The 23,031-nt window shown below is 38.9% G+C and carries 17 protein-coding genes; 12 read left to right on the top strand and 5 right to left on the bottom strand.

The features are described 5' to 3' along the window. The first annotated feature begins 7 nt into the window (after nucleotides 1–7). Complete coding sequence (locus Q4534_RS22605) at nucleotides 8–1,114, top strand: ABC transporter permease (protein WP_303615434.1); 1,107 nt, start codon at nucleotides 8–10, stop codon at nucleotides 1,112–1,114. Continuing rightward, nucleotides 1,114–2,238 (top strand): ABC transporter permease, encoded by a 1,125-nt coding sequence (locus tag Q4534_RS22600; protein WP_303615433.1) that lies wholly within the window; start codon nucleotides 1,114–1,116, stop codon nucleotides 2,236–2,238. The genes Q4534_RS22605 and Q4534_RS22600 overlap by 1 nt, the downstream gene beginning before the upstream one ends. A 1,367-nt stretch (nucleotides 2,239–3,605) precedes the next feature. Here the strand turns inward: Q4534_RS22600 and Q4534_RS22595 are convergent. The 4 genes from Q4534_RS22595 to rimP form a co-directional block, all read right to left on the bottom strand. After that, nucleotides 3,606–3,797: a hypothetical protein gene (locus Q4534_RS22595; RefSeq protein ID WP_303615432.1), complete on the bottom strand. Its 192-nt coding sequence runs from the start codon at nucleotides 3,795–3,797 to the stop codon at nucleotides 3,606–3,608. Between the two features lie 59 nt (nucleotides 3,798–3,856). Beyond that, a complete protein-coding gene (infB, locus tag Q4534_RS22590; RefSeq protein ID WP_303615431.1) occupies nucleotides 3,857–6,895 on the bottom strand; it encodes a translation initiation factor IF-2 in 3,039 nt (1,012 codons plus the stop codon). A gap of 70 nt (nucleotides 6,896–6,965) precedes the next feature. Further along, nucleotides 6,966–8,210 (bottom strand): transcription termination factor NusA, encoded by a 1,245-nt coding sequence (gene nusA / locus Q4534_RS22585; RefSeq protein ID WP_303615430.1) that lies wholly within the window; start codon nucleotides 8,208–8,210, stop codon nucleotides 6,966–6,968. 5 nt (nucleotides 8,211–8,215) lie between these two features. Continuing rightward, the gene (gene rimP / locus Q4534_RS22580; RefSeq protein WP_303615429.1) at nucleotides 8,216–8,686 is read right to left on the bottom strand and encodes a ribosome maturation factor RimP; all 471 of its coding nucleotides are present in this window, start codon (nucleotides 8,684–8,686) and stop codon (nucleotides 8,216–8,218) included. Nucleotides 8,687–8,844: 158 nt separating this feature from the next. Here rimP and cysS point away from each other — a divergent pair, with 158 nt between their 5' ends. From cysS to Q4534_RS22555, 5 genes are all read left to right on the top strand, one after another. Then, on the top strand, nucleotides 8,845–10,341 hold the full coding sequence (gene cysS, locus Q4534_RS22575) for a cysteine--tRNA ligase (RefSeq protein ID WP_303615428.1): 1,497 nt from the start codon (nucleotides 8,845–8,847) through the stop codon (nucleotides 10,339–10,341). Continuing rightward, a complete protein-coding gene (locus Q4534_RS22570) occupies nucleotides 10,331–11,323 on the top strand; it encodes a M28 family peptidase (protein ID WP_303615427.1) in 993 nt (330 codons plus the stop codon). Before cysS ends, Q4534_RS22570 begins: the two co-directional genes overlap by 11 nt. Before the next feature lie 23 nt (nucleotides 11,324–11,346). Then, nucleotides 11,347–12,501, top strand: coding sequence for a galactokinase (galK, locus tag Q4534_RS22565; RefSeq protein ID WP_303615426.1), 1,155 nt, complete (start codon nucleotides 11,347–11,349; stop codon nucleotides 12,499–12,501). Nucleotides 12,502–13,330: 829 nt separating this feature from the next. After that, nucleotides 13,331–13,906, top strand: coding sequence for a gamma-glutamylcyclotransferase family protein (locus Q4534_RS22560; RefSeq protein ID WP_303615425.1), 576 nt, complete (start codon nucleotides 13,331–13,333; stop codon nucleotides 13,904–13,906). After that, a complete protein-coding gene (locus Q4534_RS22555; RefSeq protein ID WP_303615424.1) occupies nucleotides 13,903–16,305 on the top strand; it encodes a hypothetical protein in 2,403 nt (800 codons plus the stop codon). Before Q4534_RS22560 ends, Q4534_RS22555 begins: the two co-directional genes overlap by 4 nt. Before the next feature lie 930 nt (nucleotides 16,306–17,235). Here Q4534_RS22555 and Q4534_RS22550 read toward each other — a convergent pair. Continuing rightward, nucleotides 17,236–17,442, bottom strand: coding sequence for a hypothetical protein (locus Q4534_RS22550; RefSeq protein WP_303615423.1), 207 nt, complete (start codon nucleotides 17,440–17,442; stop codon nucleotides 17,236–17,238). 185 nt (nucleotides 17,443–17,627) lie between these two features. On the opposite strand from Q4534_RS22550, the gene Q4534_RS22545 reads away from it, so the two are divergent. The 5 genes from Q4534_RS22545 to Q4534_RS22525 all read left to right on the top strand — a co-directional run bounded on the left by Q4534_RS22545 (nucleotide 17,628) and on the right by Q4534_RS22525 (nucleotide 22,900). Further along, nucleotides 17,628–17,843, top strand: coding sequence for a helix-turn-helix transcriptional regulator (locus tag Q4534_RS22545; protein WP_303615422.1), 216 nt, complete (start codon nucleotides 17,628–17,630; stop codon nucleotides 17,841–17,843). Between the two features lie 70 nt (nucleotides 17,844–17,913). Then, nucleotides 17,914–19,482, top strand: a complete 1,569-nt coding sequence (locus Q4534_RS22540; protein ID WP_303615421.1) for an ATP-dependent endonuclease — start codon at nucleotides 17,914–17,916, stop codon at nucleotides 19,480–19,482. An 11-nt stretch (nucleotides 19,483–19,493) separates the two neighbouring features. Beyond that, on the top strand, nucleotides 19,494–20,741 hold the full coding sequence (locus Q4534_RS22535) for a hypothetical protein (RefSeq protein ID WP_303615420.1): 1,248 nt from the start codon (nucleotides 19,494–19,496) through the stop codon (nucleotides 20,739–20,741). Continuing rightward, nucleotides 20,738–21,598 (top strand): DNA adenine methylase, encoded by an 861-nt coding sequence (locus Q4534_RS22530; RefSeq protein WP_303615419.1) that lies wholly within the window; start codon nucleotides 20,738–20,740, stop codon nucleotides 21,596–21,598. The genes Q4534_RS22535 and Q4534_RS22530 overlap by 4 nt, the downstream gene beginning before the upstream one ends. A 798-nt stretch (nucleotides 21,599–22,396) precedes the next feature. Continuing rightward, a complete protein-coding gene (locus Q4534_RS22525) occupies nucleotides 22,397–22,900 on the top strand; it encodes a group II intron maturase-specific domain-containing protein (protein WP_303615418.1) in 504 nt (167 codons plus the stop codon). Nucleotides 22,901–23,031 lie beyond the last annotated feature (131 nt).

Here is a 23,031-nt window from a genome sequence, read left to right as displayed (position 1 = left end):
TTTCAAAATGAAACGATTTATTGGTTTTGTAAAGAAGGAATTCTACCATATCTATAGGGATAAAAGGTCACTTTTTATCCTTTTTGGGATGCCTATCGCCCAAATTTTATTATTTGGATTCGCCATTACCAATGAAATCAATAAGGTGGAAATTGCTATTTTGGACCAAGCCAAAGATGCGACTACCATTGAGATTATCAATAAGATGGCTACGTCGAAATACTTTTCTATAAACCGATATTTAGCTGCTGAATCCGAGGTGGAAGGGGTTTTCAAGGAAGGAAAAGTTAAGGCGGTAATTAATTTTGAAAAGGACTTTGGCGAAAAAATGGTGAAAAGGGGGCAAGCCACCATTCAGCTTGTTGCTGATGCGACGGATCCCAACACCGCCAATTCCATCACCAATTATATTCTATCTATCGTTCAGCAGTACAATCAATCCATAAACCTCCATCAAGTAGGAGGTCCACAGGTATTGACCCAAACCCATATGGCTTTTAACCCTGAACTTAAAAGTGTTTTTATGTTTGTACCCGGAGTGATGACGATAATTTTAATGTTGGTCTCTGCCATGATGACTTCCATTTCCATAGCCAAGGAAAAAGAATTGGGAACAATGGAAATTTTATTGGTATCGCCATTAAAACCTTTTCAGGTGATATTAGGCAAGGTGGTTCCTTATATTTTGCTCTCCATCATAAATGCAATAATTATCGTACTGCTAAGTATTTTTATTTTTAAAATGCCCGTTCAAGGAAGCTTGATTTTATTAGGTGCTGAGAGTGTGCTGTTTATTCTTACCTCTTTGTCATTAGGGATTTTAATATCCACCATAGCAAAGACCCAGCAGACGGCCATGATGATCTCCTTGATGGGCTTGATGTTGCCGGTAATCCTCTTGTCAGGATTTATATTCCCTATAGGCAGTATGCCGCTTCCTTTACAAATTATAAGTAATATTATTCCGGCCAAATGGTTTATTCTTATCATTAAAGGAATCATGTTAAAGGGAGTGGGAATGGCTTTTATTTGGAAAGAGACGATTATTCTTATAGGCATGACGCTATTCTTTATTGGAATCAGTACCTACAAATATAAAATCAGGCTTGAATAATGAAAACCATCGGATATTTGATACAAAAGGAATTCAAGCAGATCTTTAGAAATAAGGGAATGCTTCCTATTATTTTTATTTTACCAATAGTTCAACTCCTCATTCTGTCCAATGCAGCTACCTATGAGGTAAAGGATATAAAATTTGGTTACATCGATGTGGACCGCAGCTCTACTTCTCGGGCACTGATTGAAAAATTCCGTTCATCGGCCTATTTCAACCTTCTTGCACCTTACTCATCCTATAAGGTGGCCTATGCAGGAATGTTGCAGGGAAAAGTAAATGTAATCATGGAGATCCCCAATAATTTTGAACGACAGCTGGTAAATCAAGAAAAAACTTCCTTAGGGCTTACTGTGGATGCCATAGATGGGGCTGCAGCAGGAGTAGAGACTGCTTATATTCAACAAATAGTGCAGGAATTCAACCAAGGTATAGCCTTAGAGACTTCTGTGAGTAATAAAAACCGCAGTGGCTTTGCCGGCCTGATTACCATTATTCCTTCCTATTGGTACAATAGCACATTGGATTATAAAACTTTTATGGTGCCGGGGATATTGGTACTATTGGTCACCATGATCACCTTGTTTCTTTCAGGGATGAATATTGTGAGGGAAAAAGAAATCGGAACACTGGAACAAATTAACGTCACCCCAATCAAAAAAAGTCAATTTATTATTGGAAAGCTTTTTCCATTTTGGATCATAGGTTTGGGCTTGTTGACCATTGGGCTGGTGCTGGCGAAACTTATTTTTGACATTCCCTTACTAGGGAGCTTGGGCACCCTATATTTTTATACTGCCATTTATATTTTGGTGGTCCTGGGAATTGGTCTATTTATTTCCAATTTCACAGAAACCCAGCAGCAGGCCATGTTTATTGCTTGGTTTTTCATGGTTATTTTTATCCTAATGAGTGGTTTGTTTACCCCTATAGAAAGCATGCCACAATGGGCCCAGGTGATCACTACCTTTAATCCCATCAGGTATTTTGTAGAGGTAGTACGAATGGTAATGTTAAAAGGGGCCGGGTTTTCAGATATTTTGCCTCAGATATGGAAGACTTTGGCTTATGCCGTCTTGGTAAATGGGCTGGCAGTTTTGAGTTATAAAAAAGTGAATTAAATAATTTTACCCAGTGCTACAAAGAATGCACTCCACTGGAATGCTGCATTTTTAAAATATTAATTCTTGGAATGACGAATGTGTTAATTTCCGCCTTAAGAAATTTATGATGCGAAGGAAAGGGCACAGGCATGGTTAGCCTTTGAAATATAGGATTGAATTCCGAAAAAGCAATCCATATAAATAAACTCTAAACTAACCTAGTTTGCCTGTGTGCGGGAGGCCTTAAATTTTAGCCGAAAAGATACTCAGCGGCGGGCTAGTCCCTGAGGGATTAGGGCAGGCCCTGAGTTGTTCCGTTTCAGGACAAGTTGGTTACTTTTTGGGCCCCTGAGTTACTTCGTTTCAGGACGAGCCACTGAATTATTACGCTGCAGGCCTGCTCTGACATGGTTCCCATCAGGGCAGGCCTGCAGCAAATAAGTGACAATGGTTATTTTATATGAGATGGTCTAGTAAAAAACTGGTTTGCAATGTAAAAAATAATCCTTGGCAAATTTCAAATCTTTACTAATAGGAAAGTATAAGAATTAGTAGAATTGTTACTGGTTCAACGTTGTCTGGTAAGTTTGACTTTCATAGAGATTTTATCGCTCTACACACTGAATTGCCGTTCATTTCTTTTCCATTGATGAAAAGAAACGAACCAAAGAAAAATCTAGCCAAAACTAAACTTCCCCCCGCAAGGCCCAACCCCGCCTCGTAGTTTTGGCCCGGCCCACGCGCCCTTAGTTCAGCGATTGCGTTGAAAATTGCGCATCATTAAGCAGATGATTATATTAATTCTGCCTTGTAGCTTTTCGACGTTTAAATGTAAAGTCTCGGAATGACGTCTTCCGGTCACTGAGCTTGTCGAAGTGTACCGAATTAATGATATACCAGATCGTCATTGCGTACCTTTTTCGAGGAGCTGTTGCGTAAGGAAAGACTGTTGTAATCCCTCTTTCGGGTCTAGCGGTTTTTCCAAGAGATTCTATCCCACGTTCAGCAAAAGTCACTACATTGCTGAAAGCTCAAAATCCCCCTTTTTTTAAAGGGGGACAAAGGGGGATTTTTTGCAACCGTCACTATTATCAATTTCGTAATGGCTTTGTCAAGTCCTATTAAAATCCCTTTCTTAGCCTATCGATAACAGATTTTAAAAACCAGAGGTAAGGTGTCAATGGTATTAGCGAAAAGCTAATTTCCCTATAGAGCTTACTGCAGGCTTATGTCCTAAAAAGCCAATTCAATAATACCCCGGGTGGCACCTCCTGCGTCCGCTTACCCAGGGCTACAAAGATTGCACTCCGCTGGAGTGCTGCCTTGAATCCTAACGGCTTGATTTATGCGTTTTTAAAATATTATTTCTCGGAATGGCGATTATATTAGGCCCAATAGGCCAAGGTAAGCTTAAAAAAATACAATATGGCTGTAGGAACACCGTAATATTTAATCACACTAAGCCTATTGAAACGGTGCATAAACCAAAGGACAATTACCGGCCTTATCAGCCCCAGGATGGTTCCTAATAAGGCTAAGAAAAACAAGATGTTTATACCTGTAATGAGGGTTTCCATGACCTAAAAGCAAAAAAGGGACAACTTTCGTCGTCCCTTCCATACTATAAACTTTAAATTTATTTTTTACGCTTGATCTCTTCCATTTTGTATCCTTCGAAGGTATCTCCTTGCTGGATATCGTTGAAGCCTTTGATAGATACACCGCATTCGTAACCATATTTCACTTCGCTGACATCATCCTTGAATCGCTTCAAGGCACTGATTTCACCTTCGTGAATCACTATACCATCTCTGATAATTCTGATTTTATTTTTACGATTAATATACCCGTCTGTTACGTAACAACCGGCAACTGTACCCACTTTAGAGATTTTGAAAACTTCTCTAACCTCAATATTACCTGTGATGACTTCTTCAAATTCAGGCTCTAGCATACCTTCGATGGCATCCTTGATCTGGTTGATGGCGTCATAGATAATGGAGTAATGCCTGATTTCTATCTCTTCTTGTTCAGCAAGGCGTTTGGCATTGACCGAAGGTCTTACCTGGAAGCCGAGAATGATCGCATCTGAAGCGGAGGCAAGCAATACATCCGATTCTGAGATTTGGCCTACGCCATTGTGAATGATGTTTACATTTACCTCGTCTTTGGAAAGTTTCAGTAAGGAATCAGAAAGGGCTTCCACAGAACCATCCACATCACCTTTGATAATGATGTTAAGTTCCTTAAAGCTACCAATGGCTAATCTTCTACCGATTTCATCCAAAGTGATGTGTTTCTTGGTACGTAAACTTTGCTCTCTTTGTATCTGCTCCCTTGAGTTGGCAATTTCCCTTGCTTCTCTTTCAGAATCATATACTTTGAATACATCGCCTGCCTGAGGAGCACCTCCTAAACCAAGTACTTGTACCGGTGTGGATGGACCTGCCTCGTCTACTTTTTTACCCAAGTGATCAAACATGGCTTTCACCCTACCGTAGTGTTGACCTGCCAAGATGGTGTCCCCTACGTGCAGGGTACCTGCTTGAACCATGATGGTGGATACATAACCTCTACCTTTATCAAGGGAGGCTTCTACTACTGTACCCACTGCATTTTTATTTGGGTTGGCTTTTAGTTCAAGTATTTCAGATTCTAGCAATACTTTTTCTAAAAGCTCATCAATACCTACACCTGTTTTGGCAGAAATATCTTGAGATTGGTATTTACCACCCCAGTCTTCCACCAAGAGGTTCATATTGGCCAATTCTTCTTTTATCTTTTCCGGGTTGGAGTTTGGCCTATCAATTTTATTGATAGCAAAGATCATTGGCACACCTGCAACTTGGGCGTGATTGATGGCTTCCTTGGTCTGTGGCATGACATTGTCATCCGCAGCAATTACGATGATGGCCACATCGGTGATTTTTGCACCTCTGGCACGCATGGCTGTAAATGCTTCGTGACCCGGAGTATCCAAAAATGCAATTTTGTGTCCATCGGAAGTTTCCACATCATAGGCACCGATATGCTGGGTAATTCCACCTGCTTCACCATGGGTTACTTTTGCCCTTCGGATATAATCCAGTAGGGAAGTTTTACCATGATCTACGTGACCCATAATGGTCACAATCGGCGCTCTTTCTATAAGTGTATCTTCGTTTTCCTCTTCAATGACTTCCGTTTCTTCCTCGTCAGTTTTGGTAAACTCTACGTCATAATGAAATTCATCGGCGATGATGGTGATGGCTTCTGCATCCAACCTTTGGTTGATGGAGACAAACATGCCCAACCCCATACATACAGAGATTACTTCATTTACAGAAACATCCATTAAAGATGCCAGGTCATTGGCGGAAATAAATTCCGTTACCCGTAATATTTTGCTTTCCTCAGGGGTTTCGCTAACCTCCTTGGTTCTTTCAGATCTTTTGTCTCTTCTGTTTTTTCCTCTACCTCCGGATTTACCTCCTCCTTGCAGACGTGCAAGTGTTTGTTTGATTTGATCCTGGATTTCTTTTTGAGTAGGTTCCTCTTTTTGGAAACGAGGATTTTGACCTCTTCCTCCCGGACGTCCAACGCCCCCTCGGTTGTTTCCTTTTCTGGCACCGCCACCACCTTGTCCACCTGGACCTCTTCCGGCAGGTGTATTTCTCGCTCCGTCGCCACTCTTGGCAGGACGGTTGTCAATCCTTTTTCTCGGACGTTTCTTCTTCTCCTTGTTGCGCTCATCAGAAGAGGCAACCGGCTTGGATTTTTTCTTAGGCTTGTCTTTGGGAAGTTCAATTTTTCCCAATACTGTCAAACCTTTAAGGGAATCTGCCTTTGCAGATATTACCTTGTCTTCAGTCTTTTCGATAGGTTTCTCCGGTTCTTTAGTAGTTGCTTTCTCTTCAGTAATAGGCTTCGATTGGGCAGTAGGCTCCTTGGGCGCTTCAGGTTTAGCTTCTGGCGCTTTTTTGGGAGGTGTGGCTTTCTCTTCTGCTTTTGGAGCAGGAGGAGTTTTCGCTACCGGCTTTTCGGGTTTTACTGGAGTAGGAGTAGGTTTAGGCGTAGTCGTTTCCGCTTTAGGCTCGGCTTTCTGAGGCTGTTCTTTTTCCTTTTTAGGTTCAGGTTTAACTTCAGGCTCCTTTTTGGCGGCAGGCTTAGGCTCGGGCTTTTTAGGCTCTTCCGCCACCGGCTTAGGAGGGGTAGGCTTGGCCTCTTCCTTCACTTCAGCAGGCTTTTGTTTGGATTTATTACCATCCAAATCAATTTTGCCCAGCACTTTTATTCCTTGAAGTTTAGGCGCTTCATTTGATATTTTATCAGTAGCTTTTTCCTCAGCTTTTTTCTCCTCGACAGGAGGAGCTGCACTGGCCGGTTTGCTAGTGCTTACCGGTTTTTTCGGCTCCGGCTTTTTGATTTCTTTTTCAGGCTCAGATTCAGACTCCGCCTTGATGGTGAAGTTCTCATTGTGCCTTTTGCCTATAGATAGATGGGAGGCCTCTTCCTTTTCTTGAGCAGAAGACTTGAACTCTTTGGCAAGCATATTGTAATGTTCCGAACTTATTTTTGAGTTCGGATTGCTTTCTACCTCAAAGCCCTTCTTGGCCATAGACTCAACAATGGTGGAAACCCCCACATTGAGTTTTCTGGCTACTTGGCCTAATCGCATCATTTTTTCTTCTGACATACTAATACCTATTCCTGTATTTATAATAATGCAAATATAAAGGGGATAACGAATTATCTGTCGTTATTTGCTATTCAAATTCTTGTTTTAATATTTTAAATATATCGGCAATCGTTTCTTCCTCCAATTCTGTCCTCCTTAGAAGGTCCTCTTTGGTCAATGCCAATACACTTTTCGCAGTATCCAAACCTGTTTTCTTCAACTCCTCTAATACCCAACTTTCAATTTCGTCAGAAAATTCAGATAGATCAACATCTTCTTCATCTTCATAATCAGAAAGTTCTCTAAAGACATCTATCTCATAACCTACCAAACGACTGGCAAGCCTGATATTGAAGCCTCCTTTACCTATGGCTAGAGATACCTGATCAGGTTTCAAATATACCGAAATCCTTTTAGCTTCTTCATTCACTTGGAGTGAAGTTACCTTGGCAGGACTTAATGCTCTGGAAACATATAAATCAAGATTGTCTGTGTAATTGATAACATCTATGTTTTCATTCTGTAGTTCTCTTACCACAGCATGAATCCTGCTACCTTTCATACCCACACATGCTCCAACCGGATCTATCCGATCATCGTATGATTCTACGGCCACCTTGGCCCTGTCTCCCGGTTCTCTCACTATTTTTTTGATGGTAATCAAGCCATCGTATACTTCCGGTACTTCATTCTCAAATAACCTTTCCAAGAATATAGGAGATGTTCTTGAAAGTATAATTTTTGGATTACCATTGATCATTTCCACTTTGTGAACAATTGCCCGAACAGAATCTCCCTTTCTAAACCTGTCCTTTGGTATTTGCTCAGACTTGGGCATGATCAATTCATTCCCTTCACCATCCATAAGTAGTATTTCTCTACCCAATATTTGATAAACTTCTGCAGTGATGATCTCACTTACAAGCTCTTCATATTGCTGGAAAAGTAAATCCTTTTCTAAATCTTTAATTCTCTGGATAAGGGTCTGTCTGGCCATCATTACCGCCCGACGACCAAAATCTTCCAATTCTATTTTTTCATAGGTCTCTTCACCGATTTCAAAATCAGGCTCAATTTTTTTGGCTTCCGCCAAACTAATCTTATCATGATCCCAGATATCTTCAGAATTGTCGTCCACGATCTCTCTAATCCTTACGATCTCCAAATCACCTTTGTCCGCGTTGATGATCACATCAAAGTTTTCATCAGTTTCATACTTTTTACGAATCATCGCCCTAAATACATCCTCGAGAATGCGGATCATTGTCGGTCTGTCCACATTTTTTGATCTTGCAAACTCTGCAAATGATTCAATCAGAATTTTAGCATCCATTGTTTTTATTTGAAAGAGACTAATACAATTGATTTTTTAATTTGGTCGAAAGGTATGCTGATCGTTTCTTCAACAGCCTTTTTTCCTTTTTCTTTTTTCTTTACCAATAACTGAATTCCTGTCTGCTCCACTTCTGTAAGTTTTCCTTCCGTGTCTTTCCCTTCTTCAAGGCTAACCTTTAAGTTTCGGCCAATATTTTTTTGATATTGCCTCCTTGAACTTAAAGGAAAATCTACACCGGGAGAGGAAACCTCCATTACGTAAGCAGTGTCCATCAGTTCTTTGGCTTCTATTTCTTCACCTACGGCTCTACTTACCAATGCACAAGAATCAATATTAATGCCGTGATCAGCGTCAATTAATATTTGTAAAGATTTTTTATTTCCCTTCTTCACTATTTGAACATCTACGACAAAATGACTGCTGTCGGGAAGGTGCTTTTCCACTATTTCTTCTATCGTTTGCCTCAAATCCATATCTTTTTACTTACTTGCTTTTGGTTTTTGTCCCAAAAATGATCAATAAATGAAAGAGGGGACTCTGTGTCCCCTCTGTTGTCATGAATTAACTCAGGTACAAATGTAATAAAATTATTTTCCTAAAAAAAGTATTGAAAGTTTGATAAATTTGCCCCATGCAATCAAAAAAGTTAAAAATATACAATACCCTCACCAGGGAGAAGGAAATTTTTGAACCCATTAATCCTCCAAATGTTGGAATGTATGTCTGTGGTCCCACCGTGTATGGAGATGCCCACCTGGGGCATGCCAGGGCTGCAGTTTCCTTCGATATCGTTTTCAGGTACCTTAGTTTTCTAAATTATAAAGTGCGCTATGTCCGCAATATCACCGATGTGGGCCACCTGGAAGCTGATGCCGATGAGGGAGAAGATAAAATTGCAAAAAAAGCAAAACTGGAACAACTAGAGCCCATGGAAGTGGCCCAGCAATATGCGGCTTCCTACCATAGAGATATGGAACTGCTCAATACTTTCAAGCCCAGCATCGAACCTCGTGCCACCGGACATATTCCGGAGCAAATCAAGCTTATCGAAGAAATCATTGAAAATGGCCTGGCCTACGAAGTCAATGGAAGCGTGTATTTTGATGTGCTCAAATACAATGAGCAGGAAAAGCAGTATGGGGTATTGTCCGGTCGTGTGGTAGAAGAGCTGATGAGTGGAAGTAGGGAGCTCGACGGACAATCGGAAAAGAGAAATCCGGTGGACTTTGCCCTATGGAAAAAAGCTTCTCCCGAACACCTGATGCGCTGGGAATCCAAATGGAGCGTTGGCTTTCCGGGCTGGCACCTGGAATGTACGGCCATGAGTTCCAAATACCTTGGGGATCAGTTTGACATTCACGGTGGAGGCATGGACCTGATGTTTCCACACCATGAATGTGAAATTGCCCAAAGCAATGCAAGCCATCATACCGACCCGGCAAAGTACTGGATGCACAACAATATGATCACCATCAATGGACAGAAGATGGGGAAATCCTTAGGGAATTTCATTACCCTTCAGCAGTTGTTCAAAGGGGATCATGACAAATTGGAGCAGGCCTACAGCCCGATGACGGTAAGGTACTTTATCTTAACGGCCCATTACCGCTCCACATTGGACTTCTCTAATGGCGCTTTACAGGCTGCGCAAAAAGGCTATAAAAAGTTAATCAATGGGCTGAGAATTGCCAGCCAACTGAAATATGAGGCCGATCCGGAAGTGCTGGTGGACGATAAGCTTGTTTCACAAATTGAGAAAAGCATTGCGGCTGCCTTTGCGGCCATGAATGATGACTTTAACACGGCTCAGGCCATCGGTCATCTTTTCAACTTGTTGAAAAAAATCAATAGCCTCTACACCGGACAGTTGAAATCTGCCCAGTTGGGGAAAGATGTGTTTGATAAACTGATTCAAACTTTTAACGTATTTATTACTGAGATTTTAGGTTTGCTAGAGGAAAAAGGTGACAATCAGGAAGCTTTGTTAAAAGTGATCATCGACCTTTATAGCAAGGCCAAGACTGCCAGAGATTATCAAAAAGTGGATGAAATCAGGGCAGCATTGAAAGATATGGGTGTAATAATTAAAGACATGAAGCATAGCGTAGATTGGGCTTATGAAGAATAATAAAATTGGGTTGATCATCGTAGGCTTGCTATGTCTGATGGCTGCCTGTGGTGACAAAACCAGCAGTGAAAAAAGATCAGAAGAAGTAATCAATTACCGGGCCAGCCCTGCGTTTAATGCCGATTCTGCCTATGCCTATATACAGCAGCAGGTGGACTTTGGCCCCAGGGTACCCAATACGGAAGCCCATAAAGCCACCGGAGACTGGCTTGTTCAGAAACTTGAAAGCTTTGGCTTGGCAGTTACCGAGCAGGCTTTTCAGGACAAGGCTTATGATGGGAAAGTACTTCAGCTGAGAAATATTATAGGGAGCTATAAGCCTGAAGCTTCTAAAAGAATTTTGCTGGGTGCACACTGGGATACCAGGAGAATTGCAGACAAGGATACCGAAAACCTGGAGGAACCGATTGATGGAGCCAATGATGGGGCAAGTGGGGTAGGGCTTTTATTGGAAGTCGCTCGGGTCTTGCATACAGATAGTCTGCAACCTGATGTAGGGATAGATTTTATATTCTTTGATGGGGAAGATGACGGGGAGCCGGAGCACAGAAATTTCCGTGACAATAGCCAAATTTGGTGGTGTTTAGGTTCACAATATTGGTCTGAAACCCCACATGTTCAAGGCTATTCCGCCTATTATGGAATCCTGGTAGATATGGTGGGAGGCAAGAATGCCAGGTTTTATAAAGAAGGTTATTCTGTGCAGTATGCCAAGAATATCGTGGACAAGGTTTGGGGCTATGCCCACCATTTGGGTTTTGGAGATTTCTTTCCCATGCGCAATGCCGAGGCCATTACAGATGACCACCTCTTTGTCAATCAGAATGCCAATATTCCCATGATCAACATTATCGAATACAGTCCTGATTATGGCTTTGGTCTTTACCACCATACCCACCAGGACAATATGGAGATCATCGATAAAAAGACCCTTGCTGTAGTGGGGAAAACGGTATTGTTTACCCTCTTTCAAGAACAGTAAATTTTAGATAACCTCACTTTTTTATGCGCTTACCAGAACTTATTGCCCAAACATTTGAAGAGAAATTTCAGTCAAAATCGATCATTGTTCGCTCTCCCGGCAGGATCAACCTTATCGGGGAGCATACAGATTACAATGAAGGCTTTGTCTTGCCTGCGGCCATTGACAAGTCCATCTACCTGGGCTTTGCCAAAAACAACAGGCGTAGCTGTAGGGTTTATTCCCTAGATTTTAAGGAGGAGCAGACCTTTTCACTGGACAATTTGAAACCGGCCAAGGGTTGGGTGAATTTTGTGATGGGCGTGGCCAATGCCATTCAAAAGAATGGGAATGAGCTTGAAGGCTTTGATTGTGTTTTTGGTGGAGACATACCCATAGGGGCAGGTCTTTCTTCTTCTGCTGCGCTGGAAAACGGAGTAGGCTTTGGTCTGAATCAGTTGTTTGATTTAAAATTGGAAAGGCTTGAGTTGCTGAAATTTTCCCAACAGGCAGAGCATGAGTTTGTAGGGGTGAAATGTGGCATCATGGATATGTTTGCCTCCATGATGGGCAAAAAAGACCAAGTCATTCGTTTGGATTGCCGTTCTTTGGTGCATTCTTATTTTCCTTTGGAATTGGGAGAATACCAATTGATCCTATGCAATACAAAGGTTGCCCATTCCCTGGCAGAATCTGCCTATAACCAAAGGAGGGAGGAATGTAGTGAAGGCGTAAAGCTGGTCCAAAAGCAATTTCCCGAGGTAAATAGTCTTAGGGATATCAACCTTGAAATGTTGGACAAAACGAAAGGAGAAATTTCTGCGGTGGTATACAAGCGCTGTGCCTATGTGATTCGGGAAAATGAACGCCTGATAAAAACCTGCGAGGCCTTGGCCAAGCAGGACCTGGAGGCGGTCGGACAATTTCTCTATGGTTCGCATGATGGACTTTCTCTTGATTATGAAGTGAGTTGTCCAGAGCTTGATTTTTTGGTGGATTATACCCGGGAGTTGCCCTATGTTTTGGGAGCCAGAATGATGGGTGGGGGATTCGGAGGATGTACCCTAAACCTGATCAAGAAAACCGATAAAAAAGCATTTATCGCCGGCATCTCGGCTGCCTATGCCGACAAATTCAACCGGCAGATGGAAAGCTATGAAGTGAATGTTGCGGATGGTACGGGGCTTATCAATTTGTAGGTATTAGGAAAGCCGATGGGGTACTTCGGAAGTGGGGAGGGGTACTTCAGAACCTACCCATTGGAGTTTATAACCTCAATTACCCACCTCAAAACAGGGCTGGGGTACTTAAAACTGACAAGCTTGGACCTTTTAACTCGAATTTTCCGGTTCAGAACTCCTATTTTTCACCTCAAACCTGAAAAATTCGACCAAAGACTGACAAGGAAATGGGTGAAAACCGGAAAATCCGACAAAATTTCAGGAAAAGTCTTTGGGTAAGGTCAAAATTACTAGGTTCAGAAGTGGGGAGGGGTACTTCGGAACCTACCCATTGCAGTTATTTACTTCAAAATTCCAGTTCTGAAGTGGGTAATTGAACCTTTTAGCCGGAAATTTCCGCCTTTTTGGCAGTATTTTTTAAGTTTTAACTGATCCATTTGACCAAAAACTGACAAGGGAGAAGATAAAGAGTAAAGCATTTTGGTAAAATGATGGGTTATATAGGGTTTTTGCCGGAATTTTTTAGTTTGGAACTGATCATGGATTACAAAATGGTTTAAAATCAGTAATGCGAAGATTTGAATTGATAATTATCTAATGGCAGTAAATCTTACCTTAAATATCCATGCCTTTCTGTTGTTATCCGTTTACAAACGTTTGTAAACGTTTAGCAAACTCTTAGCTCAAAACCAATTATATTTTATAAAACCCCAGTTTAAAAGCGCTAAAAGCCTTTTTTGTTTAGAAGCATTTAGTTAGTTTAGTGGGGATTTAATAAATATATAGGTAACTCTCTATGGAGAGTTGATTATATACAATGTTCTACGCAAAATGTGTAAATTTAGATATGAAGCATTTAATTGGAGGTTATGGCACCTTGTTGTATTTTGGTTCTTTGAACAAATCACTTGGGAGAACTGAGAATGATATTATTGAGTATATACCATACTATGTAAATGGTTTTCAAAGACTATTCAATCTCAGAGCTCCACATTATGAAGCGAGTGCTAAAGTTTCAAGTAAGTTGATTGAAAATGCAGCTGCGAATGTATTAGAAAAAGCTGATGCTAGCTATAATGGGTTATGCTTCTATGTTTCAGATGAAGAATTGAAGTCTTTAGATAAGAGGGAGAGATATTACGACCGGATTAAAACAAATTTTTATCGTTTTGATGATAATACGATAATTGATGAAGGTTATATATATATGTCTAACCAAGCAAATGAACATTTAATAAGTGATTCAATCAGTAACCTTCTGCCTTGTTGGTCAGATTTATCGATGGCTAGAACGGGTGCGTACCTTGTATCGTCTAAATTCGGTGAATTTTATGATAAAACTACATTTTTAGCTGATGGAAAAACATTAGCAGTTGATTATTACAGATCTTTAGGTTTAGATGGAGAACTGAATATGATATGATAGAAAGAAAAGTTGAAGTTTCTTGCGAGAAAATCAATACCCGAATTATTTCGGGCGTACTCTTTAAAATTCCAAATACTATTGAGTCACAGTTCGAAATAAACGATAATTCTGTGAATTTTTATCTAAAATCAAATTACACTTTAAGTAGTGTATATGATAGTCTTATGGAAAGATATAGAGAAATGTCTCCCACTGGCTATCTAATAAATAGGTTTTGGACGAGAGCTTATTATAATATTGGAATAATTTTCTTCTCGTTCCTAATAGTGTTAATACTAGGAATCGCAGAAATTTTTGGAAATGGAATATATGAAATTGTAACAGATGGTAAGTCTATTAATGGGTTCGTAATAAAGCTAGTATTAGTAACAACAGTACTGTTGCTTGCGGTTATATACATTGTTCCCTCTCTTTTCCAAGGCGATGTATCTGCGGGAAGAAGATTCTGGGATGATCAAATGCGTAGTGACATATTGATGGAAAAAAGAATTGAAAGGGTATTACGAAAATTAAATAAAAGACAACCAAGTATTCGTTCAATTAACATTTGGAATCCTGACTCTTTTTCAAAAAAGCGAGATGCAATAGTTAGATCATTAATTCGGAAAGCTGTAAAATCCAAATACTCACTAAATATTTATACAAGAATCGACGAACGCAGTAAGGTTAGAAACATAATAAATGGCTTTTTTAGTAACGATCTAATTTGGAAAGAAAAAATTATTGATGTTGATTTAGCCGAGACAAATGGAATGATTTTTCCTCTAGAACTAATGTCAAACAGAGAAATTGACGTGCTATGCTTATTAATGTATTGTTCTACGTTCACCTTAGATAAAACTCCCATCAATCTAAATGATGACAACTCGCCTGTATATCCTACAACTAGTGTGCCATTAGCAGAGGTAATATTCAATCGGTATGAGGATAAGATTTATTCCTCTTTAGAAGAAGAGTATATAACGCTTGATTCATATATAAGTAGGTTTATAAATGATTATAATTTGCTAGAATTGGCTTTTTCTCAAAATATTGATAACTGGAAATTTAAAAATATAGATATTTATGATATGCTTAAGCATAGGGTTTTTTCAGAATTTGGTTTCATTAATCAATATATTCAGAGCGACACATTACAACTAATATCAATACTAGAAGATCCTATATCTGCAATATTTATACTTCACGCTAATCGAACCAATAGTTTATTTTCTATAAATAGAACGGCTTCAATTGACCATTTTATTCAGATAGTAGGCAAATATGAGTTATTCTCTGTATTAAGGAACTTATGGGATTATTTGGTTCACGATTCTGAGTCGCCTACGGATGAGGATGCTACTCAAAATGTATTTCGTATTCTTGAGATAGAAAGATTAAAGCAGCTTGTTAATAATTTTCTGTTTTCGGGGATGTACCAAAAAGTAGGAATAGCTATTCAGTTCTTGAAACATGTTGATCCTGATTTTAGCCATCATATGAGAATTAAGCTTTTGGAAGCAGAAGGTGAACCAGAGAAATCCGCCGATGAATACTTAGCTTTAATTCACCAATTAAGCAGGGACCAATATGTTGTTAGAGATAGCTTCTTGACTAAAGTAAAATTAGGTTTTACTTGGTCTGTAATTAGCGGTAGAATCGAGAGAATAGATTTAAAGAGAAAAGTGAAAATGTATTTAGAAGAACTTAAGACTCCAATACAAACAATGGTTTCAAATGGAGAATCAACTAAGATTTTGGTGGATTATTATAATTATAAAGCTAACTTTCATGAGTGGGAATCAAATTATCTAAAAGCAGTTAATAATTATAAAGCAGCCTTATTATTGCCTGGTATTGGAAGAAGGAAGTTGAGTAGTGTGCTTGTGAATTTGGGTATTGCGTATAGAATGCTTGCGGATAGTTCTAATGAAAAGACCACTAATAAGATTGGATTATATAATTCAGCAATAGAAAATTGTTATCAGGGAGTTGAAGTAAAAGAAATCATAGGTAACAACGATCAATATCCAACTGCTGCACACAATCTCTGCGAATCCTTAATTCGAAAATCGATATACGTTGGAGTAAAAAATTCTTTCGAAAGTTTAAAGAAAGCGTATAATTATTCACAAAAGGCATTAGCTGTTCAGGACGATATAGGAAGTCTCAAGAAAAGGGACCAACTTTTAGCTGAAAGGTTTGTTTCGCACTATTATTTGTTTTATTACCATTCATATTTAACCATCGAAAGTCTAAAAAATTCAAAAAATGAATTATTAGAATTACTGAACTTAAAGCCAAGAAATGAATACGACCGAAAAGTTTGCTGCGATATTCTATATCTAATTGATGAAGTAAGGACAAATAAGAATGAGGTGAGTCTTGTTGAATCGATAAAATCTATAGTAATCTGAAAATGCGCAGAAAACCAGCTACCTGTTCATGCGTGTGCCGAGAGTAACGAACGGCTGAAAATCGTTACGCAACTGTTTATAAGATGGTGGAACCGACCCACCAGAATCCGCTTATAGGAGTTGATTCTAAACCACTTTTCTAATGCATTCAAAGTGATTTGTTTGTGTGAAGCGAGAGAAGAAAAGGCAGACTGGATCTGTCAGGTGTTGATAAAAGAGATGAGCGAAAGCGAACCTACCGACGAAGCGTCGAGAAGGCAAAACATGCTGTCAAAACCGAGAAACGTCGAGTTCTCAGGGACAAGGATAGCGGAAACCTATTTACTGGCTATTCGGCAACCGTCGTATAGGGGGCATGACTTTTATCTGGGCTTATAGATGGAACGCAGGAAGCCTTACATTAAAATGTAAAAGGGAAATATCAAGCAGAGCAACTGCAAGATGATTACCAATGTAGAGTAAGGTGGCGGACTAATCCGTAGTAGTGATGAATCTCCTGTAATGGGAGTGGAGCAAAGGGGTTAGCTAATTTAAAATACGATTTGCCAACTTGAAAGAGGATGAGCTTATATTTGTAGATTAAATTAGAAGAGCCGTATGATGGGAGATTATCACGTAGGTTCTGTGAGAGGGGAAGGGTGGAACTCCCTTTTCCTACTCGACACTAACCGTTAGCTACAATAGCCCCCAAGACATTGAAGTACTTCTAATCGGGGTGACGGAAAAAGAAAAAATAAAAAGAGAAAAGGAACGTATTCCGTTGACAGGAACGGTGCTGACTGAAACGACAGAGGTTCTTTGAATATACCGGTGGAAAAAAAGTCCAACGCGCAGGAGGTTTTTATTTGATTTGTTGCCAACGCACAGCCAGCACATTTGCAAACAAGCCAAAGCTTTGCAAAAGAGCTTGTTCTCCCGCCCGCAGGACACTCACGACCTTGACGATCTCTTTCGTGTAGGATAACCGTGTTGTTTTTCTTTAAACTCGGAGATTTCATCTTTCAGTTTCTTGTTAGCATTGTGCAGCAACTCATTTTGAACCTTCATGATATTTAGCAGATCATGCATAACATTAAGGTTTTCCAGTTGAGAGTAGACAATTTGTTCAAGGTCGGCTTTGGTGTATCTGTTGCTCATAACTTAAATTTATTTGCGAATTACATTAATTAATAGTGATTAAAAAATATAATTTAAAATTTAAATACGCAAATAAAATGATTATAAAAGTGCATATAGAAACCTATTACATCAATTTATATTGTCAACTCAACTGACTATATTTGACAGAATGATAAATAGATTTAAGCTATACGCAATTAAAAATGGCTAAAAAGACAATTAATAGACTTAAAGTTGTTTTGGCAGAACAAGGTCGTACCAACAAATGGTTAGCTGAAAAATTGGGTAAGAATACTGCAACGGTTTCACGTTGGTGTACCAATGAAATGCAACCTTCTTTGGAAACATTGATCGAGATCGCAAAGATTTTGGGAGTTGATGTAAGAGACCTGATTATTTCTACCAAAAACGATAAGTGAAAAGCGAGGTGTCTTTTTTACGGAGACTGTGGATAATGGAGTTTAAAAAAGGTCAACCAATTCAAATGAAATGATTATAAAAAGTATCCATATCAAAAAATTTCGTGGGTTCAATGATGTTCGATTTGAGTTAGGAGCCAATTTAACTGTTATTGCAGGACAGAACGGTACCCAAAAAACAACTTTATTGGGAATTATAAGTCAACCCTTTACTATAACAGATAAAGAAAATCCACTATATGGAGAAAAACCCCTATGCGGTGGAAATTATAAATCTTTATTCAGCGAAAAATTTAAGCTCTCTGATGCCTTTGACCAGCCTAAAGGCCATGAATGGACACTGAGTTTGAATAATGTAACGGAACCTGAATTTACTGTAGAAAGCATTGAAAGGAAAGATAAATCAGGTTCAAAGGGAATTCGTTTTTGGCAAAAAGGTGATAGATCGAAGGGGTCGGGTTATATCCAGTTACCGGTTATTTATCTGAGTTTGTCAAGATTATTTCCAATTGGTGAAGATACTTCAATTGATACCAGCAATGAAATTACACTCACGGAAGCCGAATTTAAATTTTACCAAGATTGGCATAACAAAATCCTGATCATCCCAAATGTTGAGATGACCAGCGTAGATTATTTGGCCAGTAAACAAAAAAACACCTTAGGTGCGAATACTTCATTTTATGATTGGAAAATGAATTCTGCTGGTCAGGATAATATTGGTAAAGTCCTGTTGGCAATATTATCATTTAAGCGATTGAAAGAAATTCATGGAGCTGCCTATCAAGGAGGAATATTGGCAATTGATGAATTAGATGCTACCCTTTATCCTGCATCTCAATTAAAATTAATTGAAGCTTTACGTAAATTTTCATCACAGCTTAACATACAAGTCGTGTTTACTACTCATTCATTAAGCATTCTTGAAAAAGCATGTGAATGGCAAGAAGATGTCAAAATTACTGGTCAACTCAAAGTAGTATATCTGCAAAAAGTAGATTCTAAAGTCAAGGCCATTGACAATATTTCCTATGAGGTGATTAAAAACAAGCTTAATGTCGCGTTATCAATCAGACAAAAGCCAAAGAAGATACCTGTCTTCACGGAAGACAAAGAGGGTGAGGTATTCTTTAGAGCGATAATAAAGCGAAAATCAACAGTTTTACAATTCGTTGATTGCACATTAGGCTGCGACAATCTAATTGAATTGGCAAGAAAAAAAATAGTGGGATTCAGATTTCCCGAATCATTAATTGTATTGGATGGAGATGTGAAAACGGAAGCATCAAAAATGAGGAAAATAAATCAAAATAAAAACTTTTTGGTTTTGCCAGGCAACAAATCACCTGAAAGACTTATTGCTGAATTTCTCTATAATCTTCCAGATGAATCCGAACATTGGGATAACATTTATGATGGATATTCCAAACAGCATGTGTTTCGAGACTATTCCCTGCGTGAAATACAAACCAATAGGGATAAGGCAAAAGAATGGTTTAACTCACAGAAACCATGTTGGGGAAGAAATTGCGCCAATGTGATAAACCTTTGGATGGCAGAAAACCAAGAGGAAGTAGATGCATTTATTTATGATTTTGAGAAGTTGCTGGAAAAATACAATAAGCTGTTGCTTAATTAGAGCTTTTGATTATGGAACAAGAAGTGAAATATATCAACATTAAAGATTTGGCCTTATGGACTGAAAATCCACGTGACCCAATTGATGCAAATGCGTCTGACCAAGATATTGTTGATAGAGCATTAGATGATGGTTTGCTAAAATGGACTTTATCTAAGTTGGCAAAAGAAATGGGGGATTATTACGATTTTAGTGAACTCCCAACGGTAGTTTATCATGGAAAAAAGCCTGTTGTTTATGATGGAAATAGGCGCATTATTCTGGGTAAAATAAAACATGGAATGGTTACTGTGCCTTCCGAAACAAGAATTCGGATTCCCGATTTTCCGGAAGAAATACCGTGTAATGTTTGCTCAAAGAAGATAGCATTGAATAATGTTCTTAGAAAGCACGGTGATACTGGATCCTGGCAACCACTTGAACGAGATATTTTCCTTCACAAATTCATGGGACAAGAAAAGAGTCCATTTTTAATTCTGGAAGAAGATACAGATATTATTAGCGAGAATTCGCATTTAAACCAGCGCTTTGTCAAGGAAGAAATATTTAGGGAAGACATCCTTAAAGCCCTTGGGTTTACTTTTCAAAAGGGAAGATTGAATAGTGTTCATTTGGACGAAGAATCATATTTAATATTAAACGACATCGCAAAAAAAATTGGAGATAAAGAAATAAGCACTCGAAAAAATAGGGGGAAAATAATTGAAGTACTGGAACCGGCTTCCCAACAATTAATTGATCAAAATAAGAACAACAAATCGCATCTTTCTAAAATAAAGTTTGGTTCCAAAAAAGAAGTAAAGAAACCGCTAAGACAGTCAAAGAGAACACCAAAATCCAATACTGAATTCTTTGGTGGGAAATTATACTTACGCATAGGAGAGGTAAGTAATCTTTATCGAGATATAGTTGACTTATACCAGTTCTATCTTTCAAAGAAGCACGAACTATCTCAAACATTTCCAGGCCTAATTAGAATGTCTTTACGATTATTGTGCGAAACAGCGGCCAAGGAAGACAACAATAAAAAATTCGAGAATTATCTAAAAGGTCACTTCCCTACCGCAAAAAAGACTTTAGATAAAGACATCAAAACAACATTATCGAATCACAATGTTAATGAAAACAGTATTGTTCAGTTGTTGCACACGGGGGCTCATAACTATCAATCATCAAACAACATAGAACAAACCATTGCCATGTCAATCATTATTGGCTCAATACTAACAATTTCACACGGAAAGAAGGAAACAATATGAGTATACATTATTCACCACTAAGATACCCTGGAGGAAAGAATTGTATATTTCCTTTCGTTTCCAAAATTTTCTATGAAAACCAACTGATTGGTGCCAGTTATGCAGAACCTTATGCCGGAGGTGCTGGATTAGCTCTAAGGTTATTGTTTGAGGGGTATGTAGATCATATCTACATCAACGATCTTGACAAATCAATCTACGCTTTTTGGACAGGTATTTTAAATAGACCAGACGAGTTTTGCGAATGGCTTGAAAAAGTAGATGTAACAATACAAAATTGGAATAAATATAAAACCATCCAACGTAATTCAGATGATGTAGATTATTTTGAATTGGCTAAATCAACATTCTTTCTAAATAGGACAAATATTTCAGGGGTAATTAAAGGTGGTGTAATTGGTGGTCAGGAGCAAAAGGGGAAATACAAAATTGATGCACGATTCAATAAAAATGACTTAATAAGTCGCATTCAGAAAATCGCAGTTATCAGAGATCGCATCACAGTGACCAACCTTGATGGATTATCCTTTATCGGAAAATTAGATAAGAAGAATGAAGAAATATTTATTTATCTCGATCCGCCCTATTTTCAAAAAGGAGCTGATCTATACATGAACTTTTATTCTAAAGAAGATCACAAACGACTTTCTAAAAATGTTCATAAAATGCAAAAGAAATGGATGGTATCATATGACAACCATGATTTTATTCTAAACCTCTATGCAGAACAGAACAAGATTGTCTATCAGCTATCACAAGCTGCATCCAATCGTATTGGTGACGAGATTTTAATATTTTCAAAAGGAATTGAGTTTAAAGAATCAATAAACACACTAAAAGCACCAATATTGTTGTAGATAAAATGTTTGAATTATGCCAACCCTTCACAGCCACACACATTGCCAAGCCACAAATGCCCATGCTCAAACCCAAGCTTGGCAAAGAGTGTAGCTGCTCAACCCGGAAAAAAGAAAATCAAATAAAAACCTCTCCCTGTCTCTACTTGAAAAAAGGAAATCTATCTTTGAGAAAAGATCGGGGGATGGGGGCTACAGTAGCTAACATTGTGTATAAGCAATAGCGGGTGAAGTGCTAAAATTGCAAGATAGAGCATTTAATAAACTTTTGTGGTGGCGGAAAGGTAATCGCCTTGAAATCCGCTACTGCTCATACGTGTGCCGAGAGTAACGAACGGCTGAAAATCGTTACGCAACTGTTTATAAGATGGTGGAACCGACCCACCGGTGTTGTCCTACAGGGGAGAGCATCAAACCACCATAAGGTGCTTTGGTGGCAGCGTCAAGGTATTGAGCGTTATGGAAAAGGCCACGTCAAGAGCGTGGTCAGGTAAGGATAAAGGAGATGAATGTAAATGAACCTCTGATGAAGTGTCCCTGTGAAAAACAGGGCAGGCTGAGAAAGTGCTACATTCTGTCAAAAGTGTTTGAAGTATGACAAACATTACGAGTTCAGTGGTTTGACTCGTCCTCCGAAAATTTAGGGGTGGCTGGAATAAGAAGAGCCGTGTGATGGGAGACTATCACGCACGGATCTGTGAGAAGCTCAGGGGGAGGTTCCCTGGGCTTACTCGATTGATACTACACTGTAACACAAAACCCCATGCAGAACGAATACTACGATTGGTACATCAAAGAATGGAATCGGTAGGGTTGGAACTACACCCACAGAAGACAAAAATTGTCTATTGCCGAGATTTTAGAAGAAGAGAAAAATACCCAACAGTCAAATTTGATTTTTTGGGATATTCTTTTCAGCCAAGAACTGCCTACTCTAAGAAAAAGGGAAAGCTGTTTATAGGTTATGATTGTGCTATAAGTATAAGTTCAAGAAAACGAATTGCAGACAAGCTTGAAGAACTCAACGTAAACAGACTTACTTTTAAAAGTATTGTAGGGGTGGCTCAATTCCTTAATCCAATGATTAGAGGATGGGTGCATTATTATGGTAAATTTAAGATGTTTGAACTTACAAAAGTCTTCAGATTATTGAGTAAGCGATTGGTTTGGTGGGCAAGGGAAAGGTATAAGCGATACAAAACCAGTATCAGGAAAGGTTACAAATGGTTAGCAAGAGTACGGAGTCAATACCCCACCTTGTTTTACCATTGGCAATTTTCAGAAATAAATGTAGTAGCTTAGATTTGTACAACAAGAGCCGTGTGAAGGGAGACTTTCAAGCACGGTTCTGTGAGATGATTATTCCGACAAAAGTATACCAGCATTCCGCGGCAAAGTATACCAGTCTTTTCTCTGGCATCTTAATCCTTAAA

It is taken from the genome of Cyclobacterium sp. 1_MG-2023, from assembly GCF_030546805.1.
Classification (GTDB): Bacteria; Bacteroidota; Bacteroidia; order Cytophagales; family Cyclobacteriaceae; genus Cyclobacterium.
This window is presented reverse-complemented; position numbering and strand designations above follow the sequence as displayed.